Annotated in this window: 19 protein-coding genes; 14 read left to right on the top strand and 5 right to left on the bottom strand. The window is 75.3% G+C overall.

From position 1 onward, the window contains the following. Nucleotides 1-65 precede the first annotated feature (65 nt). Nucleotides 66-1,046 carry a glycoside hydrolase family 19 protein gene (locus ACZ4MO_RS12910; RefSeq protein ID WP_175009686.1) on the bottom strand — a complete coding sequence of 327 codons (981 nt, stop codon included), beginning with the start codon at nt 1,044-1,046 and terminating at the stop codon, nt 66-68. A 356-nt stretch (nt 1,047-1,402) separates the two neighbouring features. Between ACZ4MO_RS12910 and ACZ4MO_RS12905 the strand changes: the two genes are divergently transcribed. From ACZ4MO_RS12905 to ACZ4MO_RS12855, 11 genes are all read left to right on the top strand, one after another. Then, entirely contained in the window at nt 1,403-2,434 is a 1,032-nt protein-coding gene (locus tag ACZ4MO_RS12905) for a LacI family DNA-binding transcriptional regulator (protein ID WP_499279036.1), read from the top strand. After that, on the top strand, nt 2,431-3,390 hold the full coding sequence (locus ACZ4MO_RS12900; RefSeq protein WP_206158315.1) for a carbohydrate ABC transporter permease: 960 nt from the start codon (nt 2,431-2,433) through the stop codon (nt 3,388-3,390). The genes ACZ4MO_RS12905 and ACZ4MO_RS12900 overlap by 4 nt, the downstream gene beginning before the upstream one ends. A 3-nt stretch (nt 3,391-3,393) precedes the next feature. Further along, a complete protein-coding gene (locus ACZ4MO_RS12895) occupies nt 3,394-4,221 on the top strand; it encodes a carbohydrate ABC transporter permease (protein WP_021481799.1) in 828 nt (275 codons plus the stop codon). Between the two features lie 68 nt (nt 4,222-4,289). Next, complete coding sequence (locus ACZ4MO_RS12890) at nt 4,290-5,579, top strand: extracellular solute-binding protein (protein WP_175009685.1); 1,290 nt, start codon at nt 4,290-4,292, stop codon at nt 5,577-5,579. 159 nt (nt 5,580-5,738) lie between these two features. Beyond that, complete coding sequence (locus ACZ4MO_RS12885; protein WP_175009684.1) at nt 5,739-6,944, top strand: ADP-ribosylglycohydrolase family protein; 1,206 nt, start codon at nt 5,739-5,741, stop codon at nt 6,942-6,944. Beyond that, nucleotides 6,941-8,437: an ADP-ribosylglycohydrolase family protein gene (locus ACZ4MO_RS12880; RefSeq protein ID WP_175009683.1), complete on the top strand. Its 1,497-nt coding sequence runs from the start codon at nt 6,941-6,943 to the stop codon at nt 8,435-8,437. Before ACZ4MO_RS12885 ends, ACZ4MO_RS12880 begins: the two co-directional genes overlap by 4 nt. After that, nucleotides 8,434-9,414: a PfkB family carbohydrate kinase gene (locus ACZ4MO_RS12875; RefSeq protein WP_175009682.1), complete on the top strand. Its 981-nt coding sequence runs from the start codon at nt 8,434-8,436 to the stop codon at nt 9,412-9,414. The genes ACZ4MO_RS12880 and ACZ4MO_RS12875 overlap by 4 nt, the downstream gene beginning before the upstream one ends. Before the next feature lie 52 nt (nt 9,415-9,466). Further along, nucleotides 9,467-11,470: an SUMF1/EgtB/PvdO family nonheme iron enzyme gene (locus ACZ4MO_RS12870; protein ID WP_175009681.1), complete on the top strand. Its 2,004-nt coding sequence runs from the start codon at nt 9,467-9,469 to the stop codon at nt 11,468-11,470. Beyond that, the gene (locus tag ACZ4MO_RS12865) at nt 11,467-12,687 is read left to right on the top strand and encodes a CoA transferase (RefSeq protein WP_175009680.1); all 1,221 of its coding nucleotides are present in this window, start codon (nt 11,467-11,469) and stop codon (nt 12,685-12,687) included. The genes ACZ4MO_RS12870 and ACZ4MO_RS12865 overlap by 4 nt, the downstream gene beginning before the upstream one ends. After that, nucleotides 12,684-13,547 (top strand): aldolase/citrate lyase family protein, encoded by an 864-nt coding sequence (locus tag ACZ4MO_RS12860; protein WP_175009679.1) that lies wholly within the window; start codon nt 12,684-12,686, stop codon nt 13,545-13,547. Before ACZ4MO_RS12865 ends, ACZ4MO_RS12860 begins: the two co-directional genes overlap by 4 nt. A 170-nt stretch (nt 13,548-13,717) precedes the next feature. Next, complete coding sequence (locus ACZ4MO_RS12855) at nt 13,718-16,210, top strand: alpha/beta hydrolase-fold protein (protein WP_175009678.1); 2,493 nt, start codon at nt 13,718-13,720, stop codon at nt 16,208-16,210. Between the two features lie 110 nt (nt 16,211-16,320). On the opposite strand, the gene ACZ4MO_RS12850 is transcribed toward ACZ4MO_RS12855, so the two are convergent. Both ACZ4MO_RS12850 and ACZ4MO_RS12845 read right to left on the bottom strand, forming a co-directional pair. Beyond that, nucleotides 16,321-16,971 (bottom strand): chitinase, encoded by a 651-nt coding sequence (locus ACZ4MO_RS12850; RefSeq protein WP_255437343.1) that lies wholly within the window; start codon nt 16,969-16,971, stop codon nt 16,321-16,323. A 232-nt stretch (nt 16,972-17,203) separates the two neighbouring features. Beyond that, nucleotides 17,204-18,823 (bottom strand): asparaginase, encoded by a 1,620-nt coding sequence (locus ACZ4MO_RS12845; protein ID WP_255437342.1) that lies wholly within the window; start codon nt 18,821-18,823, stop codon nt 17,204-17,206. A 184-nt stretch (nt 18,824-19,007) separates the two neighbouring features. Here ACZ4MO_RS12845 and ACZ4MO_RS12840 point away from each other — a divergent pair, with 184 nt between their 5' ends. Further along, entirely contained in the window at nt 19,008-20,426 is a 1,419-nt protein-coding gene (locus ACZ4MO_RS12840) for a pyridoxal-dependent decarboxylase (RefSeq protein ID WP_175009676.1), read from the top strand. 45 nt (nt 20,427-20,471) lie between these two features. Here ACZ4MO_RS12840 and ACZ4MO_RS12835 read toward each other — a convergent pair whose 3' ends face one another. Further along, nucleotides 20,472-21,617 carry a ScyD/ScyE family protein gene (locus ACZ4MO_RS12835; RefSeq protein ID WP_175009675.1) on the bottom strand — a complete coding sequence of 382 codons (1,146 nt, stop codon included), beginning with the start codon at nt 21,615-21,617 and terminating at the stop codon, nt 20,472-20,474. Between the two features lie 274 nt (nt 21,618-21,891). Further along, on the bottom strand, nt 21,892-23,184 hold the full coding sequence (locus ACZ4MO_RS12830) for an endonuclease/exonuclease/phosphatase family protein (RefSeq protein ID WP_255437341.1): 1,293 nt from the start codon (nt 23,182-23,184) through the stop codon (nt 21,892-21,894). A gap of 157 nt (nt 23,185-23,341) precedes the next feature. On the opposite strand from ACZ4MO_RS12830, the gene ACZ4MO_RS12825 reads away from it, so the two are divergent. Both ACZ4MO_RS12825 and ACZ4MO_RS12820 read left to right on the top strand, forming a co-directional pair. Further along, the gene (locus ACZ4MO_RS12825; protein WP_175009673.1) at nt 23,342-24,175 is read left to right on the top strand and encodes a VOC family protein; all 834 of its coding nucleotides are present in this window, start codon (nt 23,342-23,344) and stop codon (nt 24,173-24,175) included. A 46-nt stretch (nt 24,176-24,221) separates the two neighbouring features. Then, complete coding sequence (locus ACZ4MO_RS12820; protein ID WP_186810481.1) at nt 24,222-25,589, top strand: hypothetical protein; 1,368 nt, start codon at nt 24,222-24,224, stop codon at nt 25,587-25,589. Nucleotides 25,590-25,631: the final 42 nt, after the last annotated feature.

The raw sequence follows: 25,631 nt of genomic DNA, 5'->3' as shown, positions 1-25,631 counted from the left end.
GGCACCACGCACGACGGCGGCCCGCCCCGGGGTGGGACGGGCCGCCGTCGGGCGTGCGGGACGGGTCAGCAGGAGAGGTTGTTGCCCGTCGTCGTGCCGAGGATCTGGGCGAACCGCTGGAACGCGGCGATGCGCGACTGCACCTGCGCCGGGTTCCCGCCGTTGCACTCCATCGTGCCGTTGATCGAGCGGATGGACTCGCCGAAGCCGGCGCCCGACACGATCGCCTGGTGCCCGGACATCGAGCCCGCGCCCGACTGCGTGTTCCAGAACCACAGACCGGTCTTCCACGCGACGGCGGAGCTCTGCTCGACGAGGTACGGGTTGTTGAGCAGGTCGATGCCGAGCGCGTCGCCCGCGGCCTTGTAGTTGTAGTTCCAGCTCAGCTGGATCGGGCCCTTGCCGTAGTAGGCGGACTGGCCCGCCGGGCAGCCGTACGGCTTCGAGGTGTCGCAGTAGTGCGGGTAGTTCGCGGTGTTGATCTCCTTGACGTACACGAGGCCGCCGGTCTCGTGGTTGACGTTGGCGAGGAACGCCGCGGCCTCGCGCTTGGCGACCTCGGTGCCGCCCGTCGTCGCGAAGCCCGGGTAGGCGGACAGCGCGTCGACGAGGCCCTGGTACGTGTAGAACGGGTTCCGGTGGGGGAACATCTGGTTGAACTGCGCCTCGGAGACGACGAACCCGGTCGGGTTGCCCGGGTTCCCGGGGTTGCCGGGGTTCGTGCCGCCGCCGCAGGCGCCCTGGCTGCGCCAGACGCCCCACTCGCCGGTGGTGCCGGGCGTGTCGCCCTGGGTCCACCAGCCGGCCTTCCAGTTCTGGCCGCCGTGGGAGACGACCGCGCCGCCCGTGTAGACGGCGCTCGCGCTCCAGGGGGCCGCGCACGTCGCGGCCTGCGCCTGCTGCGCCGGGCCCGCGACGGACCACGAGAGCGCTCCCGCGAGCGCGAGGACGAGGCTGAGGAGCAGGGCGAGAGGGCGGGAGATCGGCCGGGCGGCGGCCGTCGTGGGCGCCGCGGGGGAGGACGACGCCGGGGCTCGCGTGTGCATCGGTGCACCTTTCGTCGGTGGTCGGGTCGGTTCGAGCCTGACCGGGGCCCCGCGTCGTGGACAACCCCCCTACGCGGAACCCCGTACCCGTGGGAGCCCGAGGTAGAGCCCCGGTCTGCCGAGGTAGAGCCGAGGTCGGGACCGCGGCTCTACCTCGCGGGACCGGGGCTCTACCTCGCGGGACCGGGGCTCTACCTCGTGGTGGGGGACGAGCGTCGCGGGGGCGGCGGGGTTGACGTCCGGGCGGGGCGGGTGCAAGAGTGTCCGCCAACCCGGAAACGTTTCCAGGACTGTCGAGGTCGTCAGCCTGGAAACGTTTCCAGAACGACGGTCCTTCGACGACGAGGTGGACGACAGTGACGTCATCACGCGCCACGCTGATCCAGGTGGCACAACGGGCCGGGGTCTCCCTGGCCTCGACCTCCCGTGCGCTGCACGGGACGGGCGCGAGCCCTGCGATGGTCGAGCGCGTGCGCGCCGCGGCCACCGAGCTGGGCTACAGCCCGGACGCCATCGGGCGCTCGCTGCGCCTCAAGAAGACGTTCCAGGTGGCGTTCGCCGTCGCGGACATCGGCAACCCCGTCTACGTCGAGATGATGACGGCGATCCACGAGGTCCTCGCCCCGCACGGCTACCGCGTCGTCGTCATGACGACGGGGGACACCACGCGGTCCACCGTCGAGCTCGTGCGCAGCCTGTCGAGCGGCTTCGTCGACGCCATGATCCTCAGCCCGCTGCGCACCGACGACGAGCTCGTCGAGGAGATCCGCGAGGCGCCCGTGCCCGTCGTCGTCATCGGCCGCACCCTGGCCGACCGCGGCATCGACTCCGTGTCCACGGACTCCGCGGGCGGGATCGGCGAGGCGGTGCGGCACCTGCTCGGCCTCGGCCGCCGCCGGATCGCGTTCCTCAACGGGCCCCTCGACACGACCCCCGGTGAGGCGCGCCAGCGCGGCTTCGACGCCGCGACGCGCGCCGCCGACTTCGACGCCGAGCAGGTCGAGGTCGCGCCCGCCCTGGACTTCACCGTCGCCGCGGGCCTCGCGACGACGCGCGCGCTGCTCGACGCCACGGACGGCGACGCCCGGCCGGACGCGATCGTCGCGGCCAACGACCTCCTCGCCATCGGCGCCATCCGGGCCGTGCGCGAGCGCGGCCTGTCGGTCCCCGAGGACGTCGCGGTGACCGGCATGGACGACACGGAGATCGGCCGCGTGTTCCAGCCCAGCCTGACGAGCGTCTCGCTCGGCTCGACGGAGCGTGGGCGCGTCGCCGCGCAGCTCGTCGTGGACCTCGTCGACGGCGACGCGGAGCCCGGCCGGCACACCGCCGTCGGGCCGCGGCTCGTCGTGCGCGAGTCGACCGCACCCGGGGGTGGTTCCCGGTGAGCGCACCGACCCTCGCGGGCGACCCCCGCCGCGCGGCCCTCCGCCCCGACCGCGGCCCGGTGCGCCGGACCGGTGGCATGGCCCGCGCCAAGCGGCGCGAGGCGATCGCGCTCGTCATGCCGTCGCTCCTGCCGATCCTCGTGCTCAGCGTCGCGCCGCTCGTCATGGGCGTCGCGCTCGCGTTCACCGACGCGCGGCTCGTGCGCCAGCCGGACTACCAGTTCGTGGGCGTCGACAACTTCGTGCGCCTCGCGGACAACTCGTTCTTCTGGGACTCGTTCCGGATCGGCATGATCTGGGCCGTCTCGGTGACGCTGCTCCAGCTCGTCGCGGCCATGGGCCTCGCGCTCCTGCTCAACTCGGGGCTCCGGCTCCAGGGGCTGACGCGGGTCCTCGCACTCATCCCGTGGGCCATGCCGCCGGTCGTCGTGGCGATCATGTGGCAGATGATCTACTCGCCCAACGCGGGCCCGCTCAACGCGTTCCTCGGCGCGCTGGGCCTGCCGGACGACATCAACTGGCTCGCGGACTTCTCGACCGCGCTGCCCGCGGTGATCGTCGTCGGGGTGTGGGTCGGCATGCCGCAGACCACCGTGACGCTGCTCGCCGGGCTCCAGCAGATCCCGGACGAGCTCCACGAGGCCGCGGCCATGGACGGCGCGGGCGCGTGGCGCCGCTTCACCGCGGTGACGCTCCCGAGCCTGCGCCCGATCATCACCTCGATCACGTCGCTGAACTTCATCTGGAACTTCAACTCGTTCTCGCTGGTCTACGTGCTCACCGAGGGCGGCCCGGGCGGCCGGACCATGCTCCCGATGCTCTTCACGTACCTCGAGGCGTTCAAGAACCGGAACATCGGCTACGCCGCCGCGATGGGCGTCGTGCTCGTCGTCGTGGTCGTCCTCCTGCTCGCGATCTACCTGCGGTCGCAGTTCCGCTCCGAGAAGGAGAGCTGACCCGTGCGCGCACTCGTCCGCCCCGCCCAGTACGCGGCCCTGGGGTTCTACATCCTGTTCCTCGGCTTCCCGCTGCTCTGGCTGATCTCGGCCTCGCTCAAGTCCTCGGGCGAGCTCAACTCGCTCACCGTGAGCCTGATCCCGCAGGACTGGCACTGGGAGAACTACTCCCAGGCGCTGGCCCGCCAGGGCCTCGTCCGCTCGGCGTGGAACAGCGCGATCGTCGCGGTCGTCTCGACGCTGCTCGTCATCGTCATCGCGCTGCCGGCGTCGTACGTGCTCGCCCGGCTGCGGGGCAAGATCCGCGCGGCGGGCGTCGGCTGGATCCTCGTGAGCCAGGTGTTCCCGGTGATCCTCATCATCCTGCCGCTGTTCCTCATCCTGCGGACCATCGGGCTCACGGACTCGCTCGTCGGCCTGACGCTCGTCCACACCACGTACACGCTGCCGTTCGCGCTGTGGATGATGCAGGGCTACGTCAGCGCCATCCCGGTGGACCTCGAGGAGGCGGGCTCCATGGACGGCGCGAGCCGGCTCACGGTCCTGCGCACCATCGTCTTCCCGCTGCTCATGCCCGGCATCGTCGCGACCGCGATGTTCAGCTTCGTCTCCTCGTGGAACGAGTTCTTCTTCGCGCTCGTGCTGCTCCAGTCGCCCGAGAACTACACGCTGCCCATCACGCTGAAGATGTTCATCGGCGGCGAGGGCAAGGTGGCGCTCGGCCCCCTCGCCGCGGGCTCCGTGCTCGCGGCCATCCCCAGCATCGTCTTCTTCTCGATCATGCAGAAGAAGCTCACCGGCGGCCTGCTCTCCGGCGCGGTGAAGGGCTGACCGTGACCCCTTCGACCGGTCTCGCCCCCAGGCTCTCTCGACCCCACCCCCACCCGAAAGGTAGAACCATGAAGACTCGTGGTGCGTCCATCGCCGCATGCCTCACGATCACGACCCTGCTCGTCGCGTCCTGCTCCAGCGGGGGCGGCAGCGGGGACGACGGCACCGACGGCGGCACGGTGACGCTGAAGTTCCAGTCGCTGTCCGACCAGCCCGCCGCGATCGAGGCGACCGAGAAGATCGTCGCCGACTGGAACGACGCGAACCCCGACGTCCAGGTCGAGATCGTGCCCGCCGGCTGGGACGGCATCTACGACAAGCTCATCACCCAGTTCAACGGCGGCGCCGCGCCGGACATCATCCACTACGAGGCCGCGAGCATCGTGCCGTTCGCGGTCGACGGGTACCTCGCGGACCTCTCGGAGTACATGTCCGACGAGCGCCGCGAGGACATCCCCGAGGGCATCCTCGACGCGGTGACGGTCGACGACCAGGTCATCGCGTACCCGACCGAGCTGCAGTCGTACATGGTCTTCGCCAACAAGACGATGCTCGACGCGGCCGGCGTCGAGATCCCCACGGGCGAGACGATGACGTGGGACGAGCTGCGCCAGATCGCGCAGGCCACGACGAAGGACGGCGCGTACGGGCTCGGGTGGGGGCTCGCGAGCCCGACGGCCGCGTTCATGGCGATGGCCCCCGGCTTCGGCGGCGAGTACTTCGAGGGCACCGGCGCGGACGCGAGCATCACCGTCGGCGAGGGCGAGATGGCCCTGCCGGAGCTCGTCGACACGATGGCGCACACCGACAACACGGTGCTGCCGGTGACCCTCACGCAGTCCGGGTCGGAGACGCTCGCGTCGTTCTACGCGGGCGACGTCGCGATGACGATCCAGGGCTCGTTCCAGGCCGCGAACATCGCGAACGACGCGCCCGAGGGCTTCGACTGGGTCGTGCTGCCCCCGCTCGAGGGCCCCGACGGCGCCGAGCAGGCCGCGAACCCGCAGACGCTCTCGGTCAACATCGACTCCGAGCACGTCGAGGAGTCCGCGGAGTTCATCGAGTTCTTCACGCAGACGGAGAACCTCGCCGCGCTGAACGAGGCGGACGCGCTCATCCCCGCGACGACGTCGGCCCAGGAGGCCATGGCGGAGTCGCTCGGCGACGAGAACGGCTGGTCGACGATCCTCTCCTCCGGCCAGTACCTCACCTCGGCGCCCTACCTGTTCGTCGACGCGTACGCGCAGTGGAAGGACACCGTCGCGACGCCCGCGTACCAGAAGTTCCTCGCCCAGGAGATCGACGCCGACCAGCTCGCGACCGAGCTCGAGTCGGGCTGGGCCGAGATCACCAAGTAGCACTCTCGGTCGCTCGCCGCGGCTCCGCGACACCGGGTCGCGGCGAGCACCGAGCAGCAGCGGCCGGGCGGCCGCGCACGCGACCGCCCGGCCGGGAACCGCGACCCGCACGGGTCGCACCGGCGCGACGCGCCGAGACGGATCGACAGGGAGTGGATCGTGACCTGGCTGGACGACCGAGCGGTGGCAGTGATCACCGGAGCGGCGGTGGGGGACGCGCTGGGAGGCGCCACGGAGGGCTGGACGCCCGAGCAGATCGAGGAGCGCCACGGCGGCCGCGTGACGGGGATCGTGGAGCCCTGGTACCCGAACTGGCAGGACGCGCGTCCGATCGCGCCCTACCACAAGGGCGACGGGCACATCACCGACGACACCCTCATGACGCGCGCGCTCGTGGAGGTGTACGCGAAGCGCCGCGAGCACCTCGACGCGTACGCGATGGCCGAGGACCTCGTGCCCCTCATGATCGGCGAGCCGCGCTGGATCCCCGAGCTCGAGTCCACGGCCCTCCTGCTCCAGCGCGTGTTCCTCGCGGAGAAGTGGATCGTCGCGCGCCTGCACTACGGGCACGTCGACCCGCGCGAGGCCGGCGTCGGGAACGTCGTCAACTGCGGTGCCGCGATGTACGTCGCGCCCGTCGGCCTCGCGAACGCGGGCGACCCGCGCGGCGCGTACGCCGAGGCGATCGACCTCACCGGGGCGCACCAGTCGAGCTACGGCCGCGAGGCCGCGGGCGTGTTCGCGGCCATGGTCGCCGCGTCCGTCGCGCCGGGGGCCACGGTCGACGACGTCGTGCACGCCGCGCTCGACGTCGCGCACGACGGCACGGCCGCCGCGCTCCAGGCCGTCGTCGAGGCGTTCGACGGCTGGACGACGGCGCCCACCACGGACGAGGAGGAGCGCGCCCTCGCGCGGCTGATCCGCGACACGGTCGCGCCGTTCGACTCCGTCGGCCCCGCGTACCGGCAGATGTCGATGGACGCGCGACGCCCGTCGCGCACCAAGTCCATCGAGGAGCTGCCCGCGGCGCTCGGCTTCGTGCTCGGGCACCGCGGCGACTTCCGTGGCGCGGTCCTCGGCGCCGTGAACTACGGGCGCGACGCCGACTCGATCGCCGTGATGGCCGGTGCGGTGTGCGCGGGCCTCGGCGGGACCGCCGTCGTGCCGGACGAGTGGCTCGACGCGATCGAGGAGGCGAGCCGCATGGACGTCCGGGAGACCGGGCGGCTCATGGCGTCCGCCGCGCAGGACATCCTGCGGGCCGACCGCGAGCGCGCGACCGCCCGCCTGCGCGCGCTCGCCGAGCTCGGCAGCGCGCCCGTCGACGGCGCGGCCCTCGCCGCGCAGGCGGGTGAGCGGGCGTGAGGCTGACCTGGGCCCAGCCCGAGGACCTGCTCGCGCACGAGCTCGTCCAGGCCGCGGCGGAGGGCAAGGACCCCGCGGCGCTCGCGGACGTGCGCGAGCGCTGGACCGCTGCGGGCGGCGACCCCGTCCCCGCGGTGAGCGGGGCCGGCCCGGTCCCCGCGACCCCGGAGCTGCGCGCGCTCGCACGCGACCTGCTCGTGGAGCTCGACGCGCTGCCCGCGGCGCCCGCGCCGCACGAGCCCGACGACTGGGACGCGATCCTCGCCACGCTCCCGGCGGCGCCCGGCCTGCCCACCCGCCCGGGCGCCGTCGGGTCCTCCGGCGGCATCGCGGCCGGTGCGTCGACCGGGACCGCCGCCGCCGACGCCGCGTACGCGGACCGCGTGCTCGGCGCGTGGACCGGGCGCGCGGCGGGCTGCCTGCTCGGCAAGCCCGTGGAGAAGATCCCGCGCGCCGGGATCGAGGAGATCCTGCGCGCCACGGGCCGGTGGCCCCTCGACCGCTGGTTCACCGCCGTCGGGCTGCCCGACGACGTCGCCGCGCGCTGGCCGTGGAACCGGCGCAGCGCCCCGACGTCGCTCGAGGAGAACATCGACGGGATGCCCGAGGACGACGACCTCAACTACCCGATCCTCGCGCTCGCCCTGCTGGAGCGGCACGGTCGCGGCTTCACGACGGACGACGTCGCGCAGCTCTGGCTCGACGCGCTGCCCGCGGGCCGGGTGTTCACGGCCGAGCGCGCCGCGTACCGCAACATCCTCGACGCGCGGCCGGTGCCGGAGACGGCGACGCACCACAACCCGTTCCGGGAGTGGATCGGCGCGCTCATCCGCACGGACGTGCTCGGCTGGGTCTCGCCCGGCGACGTGCGCGAGGCCGCGCGCCTCGCGTGGACGGACGCGCGCCTGAGCCACACGCGCAACGGCGTGTACGGGGCGATGTGGGCGGCCGCGCTCGCGTCGGCGGCGATGGTCTGCGAGACGGTGGACGAGGTGCTCGACGCCGCGGACGCCGTCGTGCCGCCGGGCAGCCGTCTGGCCGCCGCGATCCGGCTCGGCCGCGACGCGGGCCGCGACGGCGACGCGTCCGAGGCGGGCGTGCGCGCCGGGCTCGACACGATCCACGCCGCGTACGGCGACCTGCACTGGGTGCACGTGCTCGACAACGCCGCGGTGATCGCCTACGCGCTCACCGCGGGGCGCGGCGCGGACGGCCGCGGCGACTTCGGCGCGAGCGTCGCGATCGCCGTCACCGCGGGCTGGGACACCGACTCCGCGGGGGCGACGGTCGGCGGCGTGGTGGGTGCGCTGCAGGGCGTCGACGGCATCGGTCAGCGGTGGACACGTCCGCTCGACGGCCACATCGCGACCTCGCTGCCCGGCGGCGAGCAGAGGATCGTGGACCTCGCGGCGCGGACGGTCGCGCTCGCGACGGTCCCGGTCGTGGTGGCCGGGGGAGCCGTGCAGGGTCCCACGGAGGAGGCACAGGCATGAGCAGGACGGCGGACGGGGAGCAGGGCGCCACGGTCCCGGGCGGGTCGGGACGGGTCGTGGTCGTCGGGTCGGCGAACGTCGACCTCGTCGTCGACGTGCCGCGCCACCCCGGCGGCGGCGAGACCATCCTCGGCGGCGAGCTGCGGCGCAACCCCGGCGGCAAGGGCGCGAACCAGGCGGTCGGCGCGGCGCGTGCGGGCGGTGCCGGCACGACGTTCGTCGGCGCGCTCGGGCACGACGACGCGGCCGACCTGCTGCTCGCGTCGCTCGACCGCGGCGGGGTGCGGACCGACCTCGTCGAGCGCGTGGACGCCGCGACGGGCACCGCGCTCATCACCGTCTCGCCCGACGGCGAGAACGCGATCGTCGTCGCGCCCGGCGCGAACTCGCACGTGACCGTCGGCGCGGCACAGGCGGAGCGGATCGCCGCGGCGGACGTCGTGCTCGCGCAGCTCGAGATCCCGCTCGACGTCGTGCGCGCCGCCGCCGCGGCACGCCGCCCCGGCGCGCTGCTGGTCCTCAACGCGGCGCCGTCGCGCGACCTGCCCGACGACGTCTGGGCCGCGCTCGACGTGCTCGTCGTCAACGAGCACGAGGCGGCGGACCTGGCGGGCGCCGCCGGCGACGCCGACCCGAGCGCGCTCGCGGGGCTGCTGCTGGAGCGCGTCCCGGCCGTCGTCGTGACGCTCGGCGGAGCGGGCAGCCTCGTGGCGGAGCGCCGCCCGGCCGGGCCCCTGCTCACGACCGTCCCCGCGATCGCCGTCGAGGCGGTCGACACGACCGGCGCGGGCGACACGTTCTGCGGCGTCCTCGCCGCGGCGCTCGCGCGCGGCGCGGGACTGCCCGACGCCGCGCGGCTGGCCGCCGCCGCGGGTGCGCTCGCGGTGACCCGCCCCGGGGCGCAGGACGCCGTGCCCGACGCGGCGGACGTCGTCGCGCTCGCCGAGCGCGCCGAGAACCCCGCCCGACCGACCTGAGCCCGTCCGCAGCACGTCCGACCGCGGGCCCGGCCCGCCGAGGAAAGGCACCATGACCTACACGTTCGACCCGCTCGTCCCGCGTCCGATCGACCTGCCGACCGAGGTCGCCCTCGACGGGCCGCTCACGCCCGAGCAGTCCCTCGCGCTCGACGAGGCGAAGATCTTCGTCGGCCCGGCCGACCCCGCCGACCGCCCCGCCTGGCGCGAGCGTCTCGCCGCCTGGCGCGACGACGCGCGCCGCCGCCACGGGTACACGGGCGCCGCGTACGACCGCCCGGACGCCGCGTGGGCCGCGGGGTGCTCGACGGTCGCGCAGGTCTGGCTGTGGGACGAGCTGCTGTACTCGTTCGAGGAGCACCGGTTCACGCCGGAGCGGTTCCTCGCCGACGCGCGCGAACGGTTCGGCGGCCTCGACGCCGTCGTGCTGTGGCACGCGTACCCCGTCATCGGGATCGACGACCGCAACCAGTGGGACTTCTACCGCGACGTCCCGGGGATCGTCGACCTCGTGCGGACGTTCCACGACGCGGGCCTGCACGTGTTCGTCGACTACAACCCGTGGGACGTCGGCACGCGTCGCGGCGACGACGACCTCACCGAGCTCGCGGCCGTCGTGCGCGACCTCGGCGCCGACGGCGTCTTCCTCGACACGCTGAAGAAGGCCGAGCCGGAGCTCGTGGCGCGGCTCGAGGCCGCGCGCCCGGGGATCGTCCTGGAGGGCGAGTCCAAGCTCCCGGTCGAGCGCATCGAGGACCACTCGTCGTCGTGGGCGCAGTTCTTCGCCGACTCGCCCGTGCCCGGCGTGCTGCGCGCGCACTGGTACGAGCGGCGGCACATGCAGCACCACGTGCGCCGCTGGCACCGCGACCACTCGGAGGAGCTCCAGTCCGCGTGGCTCAACGGCGTGGGCGTCATGGTGTGGGAGGTCGTGTTCGGCGTGTGGGTCGGCTGGTCGGCGCGCGACGCGGCGACGGTGACGCGCCTGGTCACGGTCCAGCGCGCCGCGCGGCCGCTGCTGCTGGACGGCGAGTGGACGCCGCTGGCCGAGCTCGCTCCCGAGGCGGAGGAGGCCGGTGTCTACGCGTCGCGCTGGGAGCTCGACGGCGTGACCCTGTGGACGCTGGTCCACCGCGGCGAGACGGACCACGACGGCCCGCTGCTCCCGGACGGCACGCCCGGGCGCGTGCCCGGCCGCGGCATCGCCGCGGTGCTGCACGTGGCCGACGGCGCGCCCGAGCCCGCGTGGCTGCCGCACCTGCGCGACGTCGTCGCCACGCTCGACGAGACCGCGCCGCACGACCCCGACGCGCGGTTCCCGCACCGGCTCGCACGGCGTCTCGCACCCGCTGCCGAGACCGTCGCGGCGCCCGGGGCGGGCGTGGTGCCCGGGGCGGGCGCCGTCGTCGTCCCCGCGGGGCCGTACGTGCTGACCGTCCGGTACCGCGCGCGCGAGACCGGGATGTACCAGGGCGCGCCGTACGTGGACGAGTGGAAGCCGCTCCCGCCGCGTCTGCACGACGCGCGGACCCTCCAGCGCGACGGCGAGCTCGCCGCCCCGGTGGCGGTGGGCCGCGACGTGACGAACGCGGAGTTCGCGGAGTTCCTCGCGGCCACGGGGTACGTGCCCGCCGTCGCGCACCGCTTCCTCGCGCACTGGGTCGACGGGCGTCCCGCGCCCGGCACGGAGGACGAGCCCGTGACCTTCGTCGACCTCGACGACGCGCGCGCGTACTGCGCGTGGCGCGGCGGGCGCCTGCCCTCCGAGGACGAGTGGCAGCTTGCGGCCGAGCAGCCCGGCTGGACGCGCGGCGAGCCCGCCGTGTGGAGCTGGACGGGCTCCGAGCACTCCGACGGCCGGACCCGGTTCGTCATGCTCAAGGGCGGCAGCGACCACCGCGCCGAGGGCTCCGACTGGTACGTCGAGGGCGGGCGCCACGCCCCCGACTACGCGGTCAAGCTCCTCGTCCCCGGCCTGGGGCTCGCGCGCGGCGCGACCGTCGGGTTCCGCTGCGCGTGGGACCTCGCCGACGACGCGACGGAGGTGACGGCATGACGGACGCACCGCGCGTCTCGCGCGACCCCGCCGCCGGCGCGCTCGCGGGCCTGCGCGTCGTCGACGCGTCGACGCTGTTCGCCGGGCCCATGGCGGCGATGCACCTCGGCGACCTGGGCGCCGACGTCGTCAAGGTCGAGCACCCCACGAAGCCCGACCCGTCGCGGACGCACGGCGCCGCGAAGGACGGCGTGAACCTGTGGTGGAAGACGCTCGGGCGCAACAAGCGCACCGTCACCGCGAACCTCGGGAGCGACGGCGGCCGTGAGGTGTTCCTCGCGCTCGTCGCCGACGCGGACGTCGTCATCGAGAACTTCCGGCCCGGCACGCTCGAGCGCTGGGGCCTCGGCTACGACGAGCTGTCCGCGCGCAACCCGCGGCTCGTGCTCGCGCGCGTGAGCGGGTTCGGGCAGGTCGGGCCGTACCGCACCCGCCCCGGGTTCGGCACGCTCGCCGAGGCGATGAGCGGGTTCGCCGCGATGACCGGCGAGCCCGACGGCCCGCCGACCCTCCCGCCGTTCGGGCTCGCCGACGGCGTCGCGTCGCTCGCGACCGCGTTCGCCGTCATGGTCGCGCTGTCGACGCGCGAGCGCACCGGGCACGGGCAGGTCGTCGACACGGCGATCATCGAGCCCATCCTCGCGATGCTCGGGCCGCAGATCACGCGCTGGGACCAGCTCCGCACCGTGCAGCCGCGCACCGGCAACCGGTCCGCGAACAACGCGCCGCGGAACACCTACCGCACGCGCGACGGGCAGTGGGTCGCCGTGTCGACGTCGGCGCAGTCCATCGCCGAGCGCGTCATGCGCCTCGTCGGACGCCCCGAGATCGTCGACGAGCCGTGGTTCGCGAGCGGCGTCGAGCGCGCGCAGCACGCCGACCTGCTCGACGAGGCCGTCGGCGGCTGGATCGCGCAGCGCACGCGCGACGAGGTCGTCGCCGCGTTCGAGGAGGCGCAGGCCGCCGTCGCGCCGATCTACGACGCCCACGACATCGTCGACGACCCGCAGTTCCGCGCGCTCGGCACGATCCACGAGATCGAGGACCCCGAGCTCGGGCCGATGCTCATGCAGGGCCCGCTGTTCCGGATGTCCGAGAACGACGGCGTCATCCGCTTCACCGGCCGCGCGCACGGCGCCGACACCGACGCGGTGCTCGGCGAGCTCGGGTTCTCGCCCGAGCGCGTCGCAGAGCTCCGGGCCGAGGGGGCGGTGTGACGGGGCGGGGCGACTGGCCGGGCGCCGCGCCTCCCCTGACGCTGCTGTACGTCCCCGCGGACCGGCCCGACCGGGTCGCGAAGGCGCTCGGGTCCGCGGCCGACGTCGTGCTCGTGGACCTCGAGGACGCCGTCGCCCCGGCGCGCAAGGACGAGGCGCGGGCGCACGCCGTCGCGCTGCTCGACGACGCGGCGGCCGCGCGCGGGGCCCAGGTGCGGATCAACCACCCCGCGACGCCGTGGCACGCCGACGACGTCGCAGCCCTCGCGGGCCTGCCGCTCGCCGTCGGGGCGCGCGCGCCCAAGGTCGAGTCCGCCGACGAGGTGCGCGCGCTCGCCGCGGCGCTGCCCGGGCGCGCGCTGCACCTGCTGGTCGAGTCGGCGCTCGGCGTCGAGCGCGCGTTCGAGCTCGCGGCGGCGTCGCCGCAGGTCGCGTCGCTCGGGCTCGGCGAGGCCGACCTCCGCTCCGACCTGCGGGTCGACGACGAGGCCGGGCTCGCGTGGGCGCGCGGCCGGGTCGTCGTCGCGGCCCGGGCGGCGGGGCTGCCGTCGCCCGCGATGTCCGCGTTCACGCACGTGCGCGACCTCGAGGGGCTCGCGGCGTCGTGCCGCGCCGGGCGGTCGCTCGGGTTCTGCGGGCGCACCGCGATCCACCCCGCGCAGCTCGACACGATCCGCGACGCGTTCCTCCCGACCCCGGACGAGGTGGACCGGGCGCGCGAGGTCGTCGAGCGCGTCGGCGACGCGGCGGCGTCGGGCACGGGCGTCGTGGCGCTCGCGGACGGCACGTTCCTCGACGTCGCGATGGTCGAGCGCGCGCGCACCGTGCTGGCGCTGGCGGACCGCCGCCCGCCCGGCTAACGCGGCCGAGGCGCGCGCCGCGCCGCGCCCGGCTAGCGAGAACGACCCTCCTCCCGGTCGAGCACGACGTTGCTGTCGTCATCGGCCCGGTCACGACAGCAACGTCGTGCTCGGCGGGACGAGGGAAGGGGGAGGGGGCAGTCATCACCGGATCTCGACGAGGAGACACCATGGACGCAGCACGACGGCCCCACCGGCGGCCCGGGACGACGGCCGCGCTGGCCGCGCTGGCGGTGAGCGCGACGATCGGCGGGGCGGCGCTCGCGCTGCCCGCGACCGCCGCGGAGCAGGGCACGGTCGAGTCGGGACGGGTCGCGGACTCCGCGGCCGGCCCGATCGACTACACGGTCTACCTGCCGGCCGGCTACGACGACGCCGCGCAGGAGTACCCGACGCTCTACCTGCTGCACGGCCGCGGCGACACGCAGGCCGCGTGGCAGCAGGTCACGGGCGACCTCGACGAGTTCATCGGGGCGGGGGAGATCCAGCCGATGGTCGTCGTCATGCCCGACGCGCCGTGGAACGACCGCGGCTCCTGGTACACGGACTCGCTGTACACCGGGGACGCGACGGGAACCGGCGCCGGCACCGCCGTCGAGACGGCGTTCACGCGCGACCTCGTCGCGCACGTCGACGCGACCTACCGCACGGTCGAGGACCGCGAGGCGCGCGCCGTCGGCGGCTACTCCATGGGGGGCGCGGGTGCGCTGCGGTTCACGCTCGCCCACCAGGACACGTTCTCCGCGGGCATCGTGCTGAGCCCCGCCGTGTACGTGCCGCAGCCGCCCGCGGACTCGTCGGCCCGCGACCACGGCGGCTACGGCGTCGGGACCGCGCCGTTCGACGCCGACCGGTACACCGCGCTGTCCTACCCGGCGGCGCTCGCGGCGCTCGACCCGGCGCTCCCGGTGCACCTGTTCGTCGCCGTCGGCGACGACGAGTGGGCCAACCCCGATCCCGCCGAGGCCACGCACGACATCGACTTCGAGTCCGCGCGCCTCTACAACCAGGCGCGCCGCGCCCCGGGCGTGACGGCCGAGCTGCGCGTGCTCGACGGCGGCCACGACTGGGACGTCTGGCGGCCCGCGTTCCGCGAGGGGGTCGTCGACGTCTCGGCGCGCCTGCGCACCACGCCCGCCGTGCCGTGGGACGCCGAGCTCCTCGGCTCCGCGGGCGACGACCGCGCGGGCGGGGTCGCGGCCCTGCCCGACGGGGGCACCGCCGTCGCACTGAACCTCGCCGGCGCGTGGGACGGGTACGAGCCCGCGGGCGGGCTCGACACGGTCGTCGTGCGACGCGACGCCGACGGCGCCGAGGTCTGGCGGCACGCGGTCGCGACGGCCGCGGACGACCGCGCGTACGGCGTCGTGCCGGGCGCGGACGGCGGCGTGCTCGTCGCCGGGTACACGAAGGGGGACCTCGACGGCGCCCACGCGGGCACGACGCGCGACGACGGGTTCGTCGCGGCCGTCACCGCCGACGGCGAGCGCGCGTGGACGCTGCAGACCGGCGACCCCGGCGCGGCCGACCGTTTCTACGCCGTCGCACCCGACGGCTCGGGCGGCGCCTACGTCGCCGGGTACACGAGCGGCGCCGTCGGCGACGCGCCGAGCGCCGGGGACAAGGACGCGCTGGTCGGGCGGGTCTCCGCGGCGGGCGAGCTGCTGTGGCTGCGCCAGGTGGGCGGGCCCGGCGAGGACAAGGCGCTCGCGGTCGCGGCCTCGCCCGACGGCGCGGTGTACGTGGGCGGGGTGTCGGGCGGCGGGATGCCCGGGGCCGAGCGCGCGGGCGCGAACGACGGCTGGGTCGCGCGCTACGCCGCGGACGGCGAGCGGGAGTGGCTGCGCGCCGTCGCGACGAGCGAGAACGACCAGGTCAACGGTCTCGTGGCGCGCTCGGACGGGTCGGTCGTCGCGGTCGGGCACACGCGCGGGGCGCTCGGCGAGGACGGCAACCTCGGGGACAACGACGTCGTCGTGCGCGCCCTCGACGTCGCGGGCGAGGTCCTGTGGACGACGCAGGTCGGGACGTCGACCGACGACCGCGGCGTGACGGGCGTGCTCGGCGCCGACGACGCGGTGCTCGTCGTCGGCACGACGTACGGCGCGCTCGGTACGGCGGTCGGCGGGGTCGACGTCGTGACGTTCCCCGTCGCGGCCGACGGCACCCCGGGCGAGGCGACGCAGACCGGGTCGCGCGAGCGCGACGGCGCGGACGAGTGGGACGACGCGAACCTGTTCGCGGCCCCCGAACCCGCCGCGGACGGTCGCGACGGCGCCGCGCTGCTCACCGGGCTCACGTACGGCGCCCCCGCGGGCACGACGAACGCGGGCGCCGCCGACGTGTTCGTCGCCCGGACGCCGTGGGAGGCCGTCGTGCCCGACGCCGGGGCCGCGGGCCCCGCGCTCGACGTCACCGCCGAGGCACGGTGCCTCGCGGGCAAGGCCTACGTCGCGGTGCGCGCGACGAGCACCGGGGACGCGCCCGTCGACGTCGAGCTCGCGACGCCGTACGGCACGCACGTCGTCCCGGACGTCGCGCCTGGCGCGTCGGCCTACCGGTCGTTCGCCGTCCGCGCCACGACCGTCCCCGCAGGCGAGGCGACCGCGACCGCGGACGGCCGCACCGCCGTCGTCCCGTACGCCGCGCTCACCTGCCCCTGACCGCTGCGGTCGACCGAGCACGACCCTGCACGCGGCCGAACACGACGTCACTGTCGTCATCAGCCTGATGACGACAGCGACGTCGTGTTCGGCGCGGGGCTCGCTGGCGGTCAGCAGGTGAGGTGGTCGCCCGTCGTGGTGCCGACGATCTCCACGTAGTGGCGGAAGAGGCGGACGCGGTTGTTCATCTGGCGGGGGTTGCCGCCCTCGCACTCGAGCGGGCCGTTGATGGAGCGGATGGTCTCGGCGAAGCCGTGCTCGCCGACGATCGCGTCGTGGCACGTCATCGAGGCCGTGCCGGGCTGGGTGTTCCAGTACCAGAGCGCGGTCTGCCACGCGACGGTCGGGTCCTGCTCGACGAGCCACGGGTCGGCGAGGAGGTCGATCCCCAGCGCCTCCCCGGCCGCCCGGTAGTTGAAGTTCCAGCTCAGCTGGAGCGGGCCGCGGCCGTAGTAGGCGTCCTGCCCGGCGGGGCACCCGTACGGTTGCGCCGGGTCGCAGTAGTGCGGGTAGTTCGCGGTGCTGACCTCGACGACGTGCTCCAGCCCGTGCGTCTCGTGGCTCACCTGTGCGAGGAACGCCGCGGCCTCGCGCCGGGCCACGCGATCGCCGCCCGACGTCGCGAACGCGGGGTACGCGACCGTCGCCGCGACGAGCCCGGCGTACGTGTAGAACGGGTTCCGCTCCGGGAACATCGCGTCGAACTGCTGCTCGGTCACCACGAACGTCGTCGGTGCGGCGGTGGTCGTCGGGTCGGTCACGGGATCCCCCTCGTCGGCGGCGGCCGCGACGCCGCGGCCGCGCCCACCCTACGGGATTCGTGAGGAGGCCTGCGTAACCGTGGGGAGGTGCACCGGACAGAGCCACCGGCCCCCCGGCCGAGACGCCCACCGAGACGCCCGGGACGCCACCGAGCACGGGGACGGCGACCGGACCGGTGCGGATCCGGTCGCCGTCCCCGTGCTCGGCGGGGTGGGGTTGGGGGTCAGGAGGTCAGCGGCATGCCGTCTCCGGGTAGGCGGCGGTCGCCTCCGTCTGCACGGCCCGCCCGTCGACGTCCTTCGTCGCGACGAGCGTGATCTCGCCCGCGTCGAGCGTCTTCGCCTTCACCGCGAGCGTCTTCTCGGCCGACTCCCCGGCGGGGACCGCCGAGAACGTGTGCTCGCCCGCGGGGGTCTGCACGTGGACGTCGATCGGGACCGTGTCCTCGTTCGTCACGGACGCCGTCAGCCAGAGCTGCTTGCCCGCGGCCTTGCACGACGGCGTCGCGGTGCCGGAGAAGCGGACCGTCGTCGAGCCCGGCTCGGCGCCGACCGTGGCCGCCGTCGCGGACTGGTCGAACGACGCGTTGCCGAACGTCGTGAACCAGCCCTGGGCGGTCGCGAGGTCGTCGGTGAAGGCGCGCGACAGGAGCAGCAGGAGCCGCGCCTTGACGGCCGTCAGGTCGCCGCCGGCGATGATGCCGTTGCCGCCCCCGTACGACGACCCCGACCCGGTGCGCGTCGTCGAGACGAACCAGACGCCCTTGTCGCGGACCGCGGCGGTGCGGGCCTGGCCCATGGCGGACGAGATGCCGCCGGCGCCCGTCCCCGCGGTGACGATGCCCTGCACGCCCGCGTTCGCGAACGCCGTCACGGCCTCGCCGCCGGCCTGCTGGTAGGACATGAGGATCTCGACCCGGGGGAGCTTCTTCGGGTCGACCTTCGCGAGGTCGAACGGCGTGAACCACTCCTCGGTGTCGCACGCGAGGACACGCGCCGGGGCGCGACCGAGCGTCACGTTGTCGCCGTCGATCCAGCCGAGCACGCCGTACTCGCGCGTCTGGAACGTGTCGGTGCGGTACGAGTTCGACTTCGTGACCTCGCGGGCCGCCTGGATCTCGTCGTTGAGCATGAGCACCGTGCCGAAGCAGAACGTCTGCTGGGACGCGGCGACCTTGATCGCGTTGTAGAGGTTCGCAGGCGCGTCCGTGCCGAACACGAGGCTCGAGTCCGGCCCGGCGCCCGACCCCCACGGGCGCATCGAGCCGGACGTGACGACGGGCTTGCGCGACCGCACGGTGAGGTCGAGCCAGTACGCGAACTCCTCCTGCGTGTCGGTGCCCGTCGTGACGACGACGGCGTCGGCGGTCTTCAGCTGCTTCTCCACCTCGAGCGTGAGCGCGTGGAACTGCTCCATCGAGTAGCCGGACGAGCCGGCGTTGCCGAACTGGACGGCGGTGACGTCGGCGACCGCGTCGAGCTCGGGCCGCAGCGTGTTCAGCATGTCCTCCATGCGGTACGTGCCGGCGCGATAGCTCGTGAACGTGTCGCGGCCGGTCGCCTTGCCGGCCATCGTGCCGCCGGTCGCGACGACGACGACCTTCGGCTTCTCCGCCGCGGCGGTCGCCGTCGCGGTCGCGTACTGCGCGGACGTGATGCCGAGCGGGTTGGCCGGTGCGGTCCCGGCCGCGAGCACCGGTGCCGCGGCACCCTCGGCGCGCGCGGCGGCGGCCGACGCCCGGGAGTCGGCGACGGTGTACGCGACCGTCGCGGCGAGGGCGGCGCACGCGAGCACGAGCGCGACGACGGCCGCGACGGCGCGGCCGGACAGGGTCAGGGTGAACGTTCTCAACAGGGGGCCTTCCGTCGGGGGAACATCTGGCCCGCCCGACGCTAGGGACTCTGTGTTGCCTGGGGATTGCCTGGGCGTAAGAAGTACGGACGTGCCGGATCCCGGCGGAGCGGTTGACCGACCGCCGCCGCGGGTCCAGCCTGGCGGGAGGGCCGGCGTCGGTCCGGCCCGGTCAGGAGCGGTCATGGACGATCGCGACGCCGCCCTCCTGCGGGCGCACGAGCACGCCGCCGCGTGGCTCGACTCCCTCGCGACGCGCCCGGTCCCGCCCCGGGCGGGCGTCGCGGACGTCGTCGCCGCGCTCGGCACCGACCTGCCCGACGGCCCGAGCACGGCCGCCGACGTCGTCGACCTGCTCGCCACGGCGTGCGGACCGGGCCTCACCGCGATGCCGTCGGGCCGCTTCTACGGCATGGTCATCGGCGGCAGCCACCCGGCGGCGCTCGCGGCCGACTGGCTCACGAGCGCGTGGGACCAGAACTCCGCGCTGCGCACCGTGACCCCGGCCCACACGGCCGTCGAGGACGTGACGAGCGCGTGGCTGCTCGAGCTGCTCGGCCTGCCCGCGTCGGGTGCGGTCGGGTTCGTCACCGGCGCCACGACCGCGAACTTCACGGCGCTCGCCGCCGCGCGCGGCGAGGTGCTGCGCCGCGTGGAGTGGGACGTGCGGCGCGACGGCCTCACGGGTGCGCCGCGCGTGCGCGTGCTCGTCGGGGCGCAGCGGCACGAGTCGGTCGACCTCGCGCTGTCCTACCTCGGGCTCGGGGCGCCCGAGGTCGTCGCCGCGGACGACCAGGGCCGCGTCTCGGTGGCCGCGCTCGAGGAGGCGCTGGCCGACCCCGCCTCCACCTCGCGAGACCGGGGCTCTACCTCGCGGGACGGGGGTTCTACCTCGCCGCCCACGATCGTCGTGCTGCAGGCGGGCAACGTGCACTCCGGGGCGTTCGACCCGTTCGGCCCGGCGGTCGAGGCCGCGCACCGGCACGGCGCGTGGGTGCACGTCGACGGCGCGTTCGGGCTCTTCGCCGCCGCGTCGCCGTCGTACCGCCACCTCGTCGCGGGGTACGAGGGCGCGGACTCGTGGGCGACCGACGCGCACAAGACGCTCAACGTCCCGTACGACTGCGGCCTCGCGATCGTCGCGGACCCGGTGCCGCTGCGCGCCGCGATGGGCATGCACGGCGACTACCTCATCCAGAGCGCGGCGGGCGACCCCCTGGACAAGGTGCCCGAGCTCTCGCGGCGCGGTCGCGCGTTTCCCGTCTGGGCCGTGCTGCGGGCGCTCGGCCGCTCGGGCGTGGCGGACCTCGTGGACGGGTTCTGCCGCCACGCGGCGACGTTCGCCGACGCGGTGCGGGCGCTCGACGGCGAGGTCCTGCACGACGTCGTGTTCACCCAGGTGTGCGCGGCGTTCGGTGACGACGCGCGCACGCAGGACGTCGTGCGGCGCGTGCTCGACGACGGGACGGCGTGGATGTCCGGCTCGCGCTGGCACGACCGCGCCGTGCTGCGCGTCTCCGTAAGCTCCTGGGCGACGACGGACGCCGACGTCGCGGTGAGCGTCGACGCGCTCGGCCGGGCGGTCGCCGCGGCCCGCGCCTGACGACCGGCCCCGGGCGTCGGTGCGACGCCCGGGGCCGGCGGTGCGTCAGCGCCCGCGGTGCCGGCCGAGGTCGATGCGCACGAGGTGGCCGTCGGGCGGCGTCGTCTCGTCCGCCGGGAGGGCGTTCGTCGTCGCGAGGAGGCCCTTGCCGTCCCACTCCAGGCCCGCGGGGAGCGGGACCTCGACGAGGGTGCTGGGTCCGCGCTTGCCGACCTGCGAGATCTTGCCGCCGAACAGCTCGGCGACGTAGACCGTGCCGTCGCCGGACACGGCGAGGTTGGTCGCGCCGAGGAACCCGGAGGAGAGCTGGCGCACCGAGCCGCGCCACGGGTCCACCGTGTAGACCGCCCCGCGCGCACCGAGGCTCGCGTCCTCGGGCCCGCCGGGGAGCGTCGTCACGTAGAGCACGCCGCGCGGCCCCACCTCGACGTCCGTGGGGACGGGCTCGAACCAGTACGTCTGCCCGACGACGCACGCGGGCCACCCGAGGCCCGCCGCCGCCTCGGCGGTGACGACCGCGGGCTGCGCGGGCAGCACGGCCACGGTCCGTACCCGGCCGCGGTCGCTCACCGACAGGATCGCGTTGGCGCCCGCGTCGGCGACGTACGTGGTGCCGTGGGACGACGTCGTCGCATAGGGGTGGGAGTCCGCGATCCCCGTGTACCGGGGCGGGACGGGCGACGCGGGGACCTGGGCGACGCACGCCGGGTCGGTGTCGCGCAGGCCGTACGTCACGCCGCCGTCGGGGTTGTTCGCCTGCTCGTACGCGAAGGTGTCCGCGAGCACGACCGGCGCGCCCGTCGGGTTGCCCCGCCGGTCGGTGCGCAGCGTCGACACCTCCGACGCGACCGGTCCCTCCTCGCCGAGCTGTGTCTCGGTGAACGTGATCCGGCGGCCGTCGTAGGAGACGCCGCCCACCTCGCCGCCGTCGGGCGACGCGTAGAGGACGGTCGGGGTGCCGTCGCGGCCGACAGCCGTGAGCAGCCCGGGGAAGTTCTGGGTGACGTAGGTGGTGCCGCGCGGTCCGACCGCGAGGCTGAGCGGCGTGACGAGGCCGGTCGCGACGTCGGTCACGGTCGGCGGGCGCGGCGACGGCTTGCCGCCGTGCGCGACGGCGGGCCCCGCGACGAGCACGAGGGCGGCCGTCGCGGCGGCGACGGCGGTGGGCAGGGCGGTGCGGAGTCTTCTCATGGGTGCTCCTGGTCCGGCGGTCCCGCGGGTGCGAGGGGAGCCGGCGCGCGCTGCTGTCGGCGCGGGCGTCGCCCCGGGGACGAGGGTGAGGTGGTCGTCGGGCCGGACGACGTGGCGCGCCGGGGGCGTGCCGTGCGACCGGCGAGGCGCCGGCCGGGAGTCTGCTGTGCGTCGGCGGTGAGCACAGACCTCCGAGTGTGCACCTGCGGGCGGCGCGGGTCCACCTTCGTCGCCCCGGGCGACGAGCACCCGGGGCGACGGCGAGACCGGTGGGTCAGCCGCGGACCGCCAGGTCCACCCACACGAGCCGGTGGTCGCTGCTCGGGAACGGGAAGACGCCCGTGAGCCGCGAGAGCGGGTCCGCCTGGACCGGCCAGAACACGCCCGCGTCCCGGACGCGCAGGTCGCGCGACGGGAGCACGTAGTCCGCGCGCAGGTTCCCGGGGGCGGTGTCGGCGAAGTCGGCGGTGTCGAGCGCCGGGTCGCCCCGGTGGGTCGCGTTCGCCCCGCCCTGGAGCGCGGCGGCCTCCACGGCACCGGCGGACCGGGGCGCGGGGTCCTGGACGCGCCGGTGGTCCAGCAGCTGGTCGATCGCGGCGTCCACGGAGTCGCCGTCGAGCGGGTCGGCGTTCTGGTCGCCGAGGACGACGAAGCTCGCGCCCGGACGCAGCCCGCCGCGTCGGCCCGCGTCGTCGTACACGTACCGCGACGCCGTGCCGGGCGTCACGTAGTCCGCCCAGAACCGGATCTCGTCGTGGTTGCGTCGGCCGTTGCGGTCCTCGGGGCCGTCGAACGTCGGGGGCGTGGGGTGCGACGCGAGGACGTGGACCGTCTCGCGGCCCACCCGGACCGGGACGTCCCAGTGCGACTTGCTCGACAGGCGCACGACCTCGAGCTCCTCGGGCGTGAACCAGTCCGCGGGCGCGGGCGTCGCGGGGTCGTCCGGGAGGAGCGCTCCCGGCATGTCCTTCCACAGGAAGTGCTGGAACGTGCGGACGCCGCGCGTGTCGATCGGGTACCGCGACAGCACGACCATGCCGTACTGCCCCTCGAACGCGCCGAAGCCGAACGCGTCGTCGCCTCCGCCGACCGTGCCGTCGTCGTTCAGGTCGAACCCGCTGGGCACGCCCGTGTTCGACGGCGCGACGTAGGCGTGGCGGTACTCGATCGGCTCGGCGCCGCCCTGAGGGACCTCGAGGTAGTTCTCGCGGAACAGGTCGACCGCGCGCTCGTCGGGCACGTAGTCGAACTCGTTGAGCAGCACGACGTCGGGCCGCGTGCGCTGGAGCACCTCGGCGATCGTCGCGGCCTGCGGGTCGTCGGGGGTCGAGAGGTCGGCCTCGAGCTCGCCCGCGGCGGCGCGGTTGAGGCTCGCGTTGTACGTCGCGACGCGGAGCGTCCCGCGGTCGTGGCCGTGGCGGTCGCCGTGCGCGACGGCGGGCGCGGCGACGGCGCCCGCGGACGCCACCGCGAGGGCCGCGGCGGCCGCGAGGGCGGGGACGAGCGCGGGGCGCGCCGGGCGTGGTCGGGTGCGGGGCGCGGTCGGGGTGGACGGTCTCGTGGACACGGTGGCTCCTCGTCGTCGGGGATGGTGGTCGTCGAGAGGTTCCCCGCCACCGTACGCAGGGGTGCCCACGCCCGGTAGGTCGGCGAGGTGTCGCGCGGGCGAACACCCGGGGTCGCGGGCGGGGTGCCGATGTGGGTGCCCGGTGGGACCGTGAGACATGGACACCTCGCCGTCCCGACCCGTCCGCACCTACCCGCACGGCGTGCCCTGCTGGGTGGACACCGAGCAGCCCGACGTCGACGCCGCCCTCGCCTTCTACGGCGCCCTCTTCGGGTGGGAGTTCGAGGACCGGCTCCCGCCCGGCGCGGGGGAGCGGTACGTCGTCGCGTCGCTCGACGGGCAGGACGTCGCGGCCGTCGCGACGGGCCGGGGCGAGCCCGGCTGGATCACCTACGTCGCGGTCGACGACGTGGACGCCTCCGCGCGCGGCGTCCCGGACCTCGGGGGCGAAATCCTCGACGGCCCGACGACGGTCGGCCCGCCGGGGCGCACGGCGACCGTCCGCGACCCGCAGGGCGCGACGTTCCGGCTGTGGCAGCCGGGCACGCGGCTCGGTGCGCAGCGCGCGAACGAGCCGGGCACGTGGAACTTCAGCGTGCTGCGCACGCCCGACGTCGCGCGGGCCCTGCACTTCTACGGCCCGCTGCTCGGCTGGGAGGTGAGCCCGGACCTCGGAGCCGGGATGGCGCGCGTCGAGGGCTACGGCGACCACCTCGCGCGGACCGTCAACCCGGAGATCGACGCGAACCAGGCGGGTGCGCCACCCGGCTTCCGGGACGTCGTGGCGGGCGTCCTGGAGGAGCCCGGCCCCGCACGCCACACCGTGACGTTCGCCGTCGCGGACCGGGACGCCGCGGCCGCGGCGGCCGAGCGGGCCGGTGCGGTGGTGCTGTCCTCGGCCGACACGGGGTGGACGCGCGAGGCGGAGATCCGTGACCCGCAGGGTGCGGTGCTCACGCTCTCGCAGTTCACGCCGCCCGAGGGCTTCTGACGGGACGGTGCCCGCCGGGTCGCGGCGCGTGCGGCATCATGACGCCGTGAACGTCGTCACGCGCAGCCCGCACGCCCAGGTCGTCGACCGTCTCCGCGCCGCGGACCTCGAGTACGGGCGCGTCGGCCCGACGGACGACCGCGGCTGGACCTTCGCCGAGGTCGACACCGAGAACGGCACGGCGACCGACGCGGCGGACGCCCCGACGTCGGCCGCGGAGGCTCTCGCGCAGGTCGACGCGCTCGTGCCGGTCCCGTGGGTCGTGCAGCTCGACGCGGGCTCGGACCTGCTGCCCGAGGGCGTGAGCGCGATCCTCGCTGCCCGTGCCGACGCCGTCGCACCGCCGGTCGTCGTCACGTGGGCCCCCGCGCAGCCCGGCTCGAGCACCGACCACACGATGCGCCTCGACGGCGACCCGGGTGCGGTGCTCGCGGCCGTCGGCGCGCTCGTCGGGCTGCGGGACGCGACGACCGCCGCGGACCGCCTGCGCGCGCTCGAGCACCCCGACGACCTTCTCGAGGCGTTCGCCGCGGTCGCCGACCTGCCTGCGACGGACTCGGCGGCGCCCGACGCCGTCGTGCAGCTCGTCCGCGCGGACGCCGCGTTCGTCCGCGCTGCCGTGCGCCGGGCGGGGACGACGTGGGTGCGCGCGACCGACGAGCGCACGGTCGTGTGGACGGCCGCGCGCCCCGAGGCACCGACGCCGGGCGTGTCGGACGACGAGGCGCAGGAGGCGTTCCGCTCGGCCCTCTCGGGCGAGTTCCGTGCACGGTCCACGATCGAGCGCGGCCTGCGCAGCGGAGAGGTCGTCGTCAGCCTGGAACGGACCGGCGGCGGCGTCGCCTGGACGCTCAGCACGCCGGGGCGCCCGTGGGTCTTCGGGAGCTGGAACGACACCTGGACGGACCTCTCGACGTCCGGCCCCGAGGGCGCGTACGAGGCCCTGGTCGAGGCGTTCGGCGCGCCGCGCGACCCGGGCCGGCTGCGCGCGCTGCTCGCCGCGTCGACCTGGCCCGGCGACCCGGTCGCCGAGCTCGCCTACCTCCTCGGGCTGCCCGCCGCGCTCGTCGAGGCCGTCGAGGACCCGGCACGGTTCCGGCACGGCGCCGAGCGCGTCCAGCCCCTCGGCCCGACGGCGCCGCTCACTGCGGCCGAGAAGGCCGCCCTCGTCGCCCGGGCGCCCCGGCGCGGCGCGGGGAGCGCGGCGTGGGACGTCGTCCTGCTGGTGCTGGGTCTCGCGCTGCTCGGCCTGGGGGCGGCGATCCTCGCGACGGACGGCGCCGTCGTCGGGTCGGACGGGCCGCCCGGGTGGGACGTCGTCCCGTGGGTCCTGGGCGGGGCCCTGGCCCTCACCGGCTGGGCGCGGATCGGGTCCGCCCGCGGGGAGCGGCGGCGCTTCCTCGCCGACGCGTGAGCGACCCGTCCCCGGTCGGCTCCGACCGGGGACGGGTCACGC

Source organism: Sphaerisporangium cinnabarinum (assembly GCF_055567015.1).
This window is presented reverse-complemented; position numbering and strand designations above follow the sequence as displayed.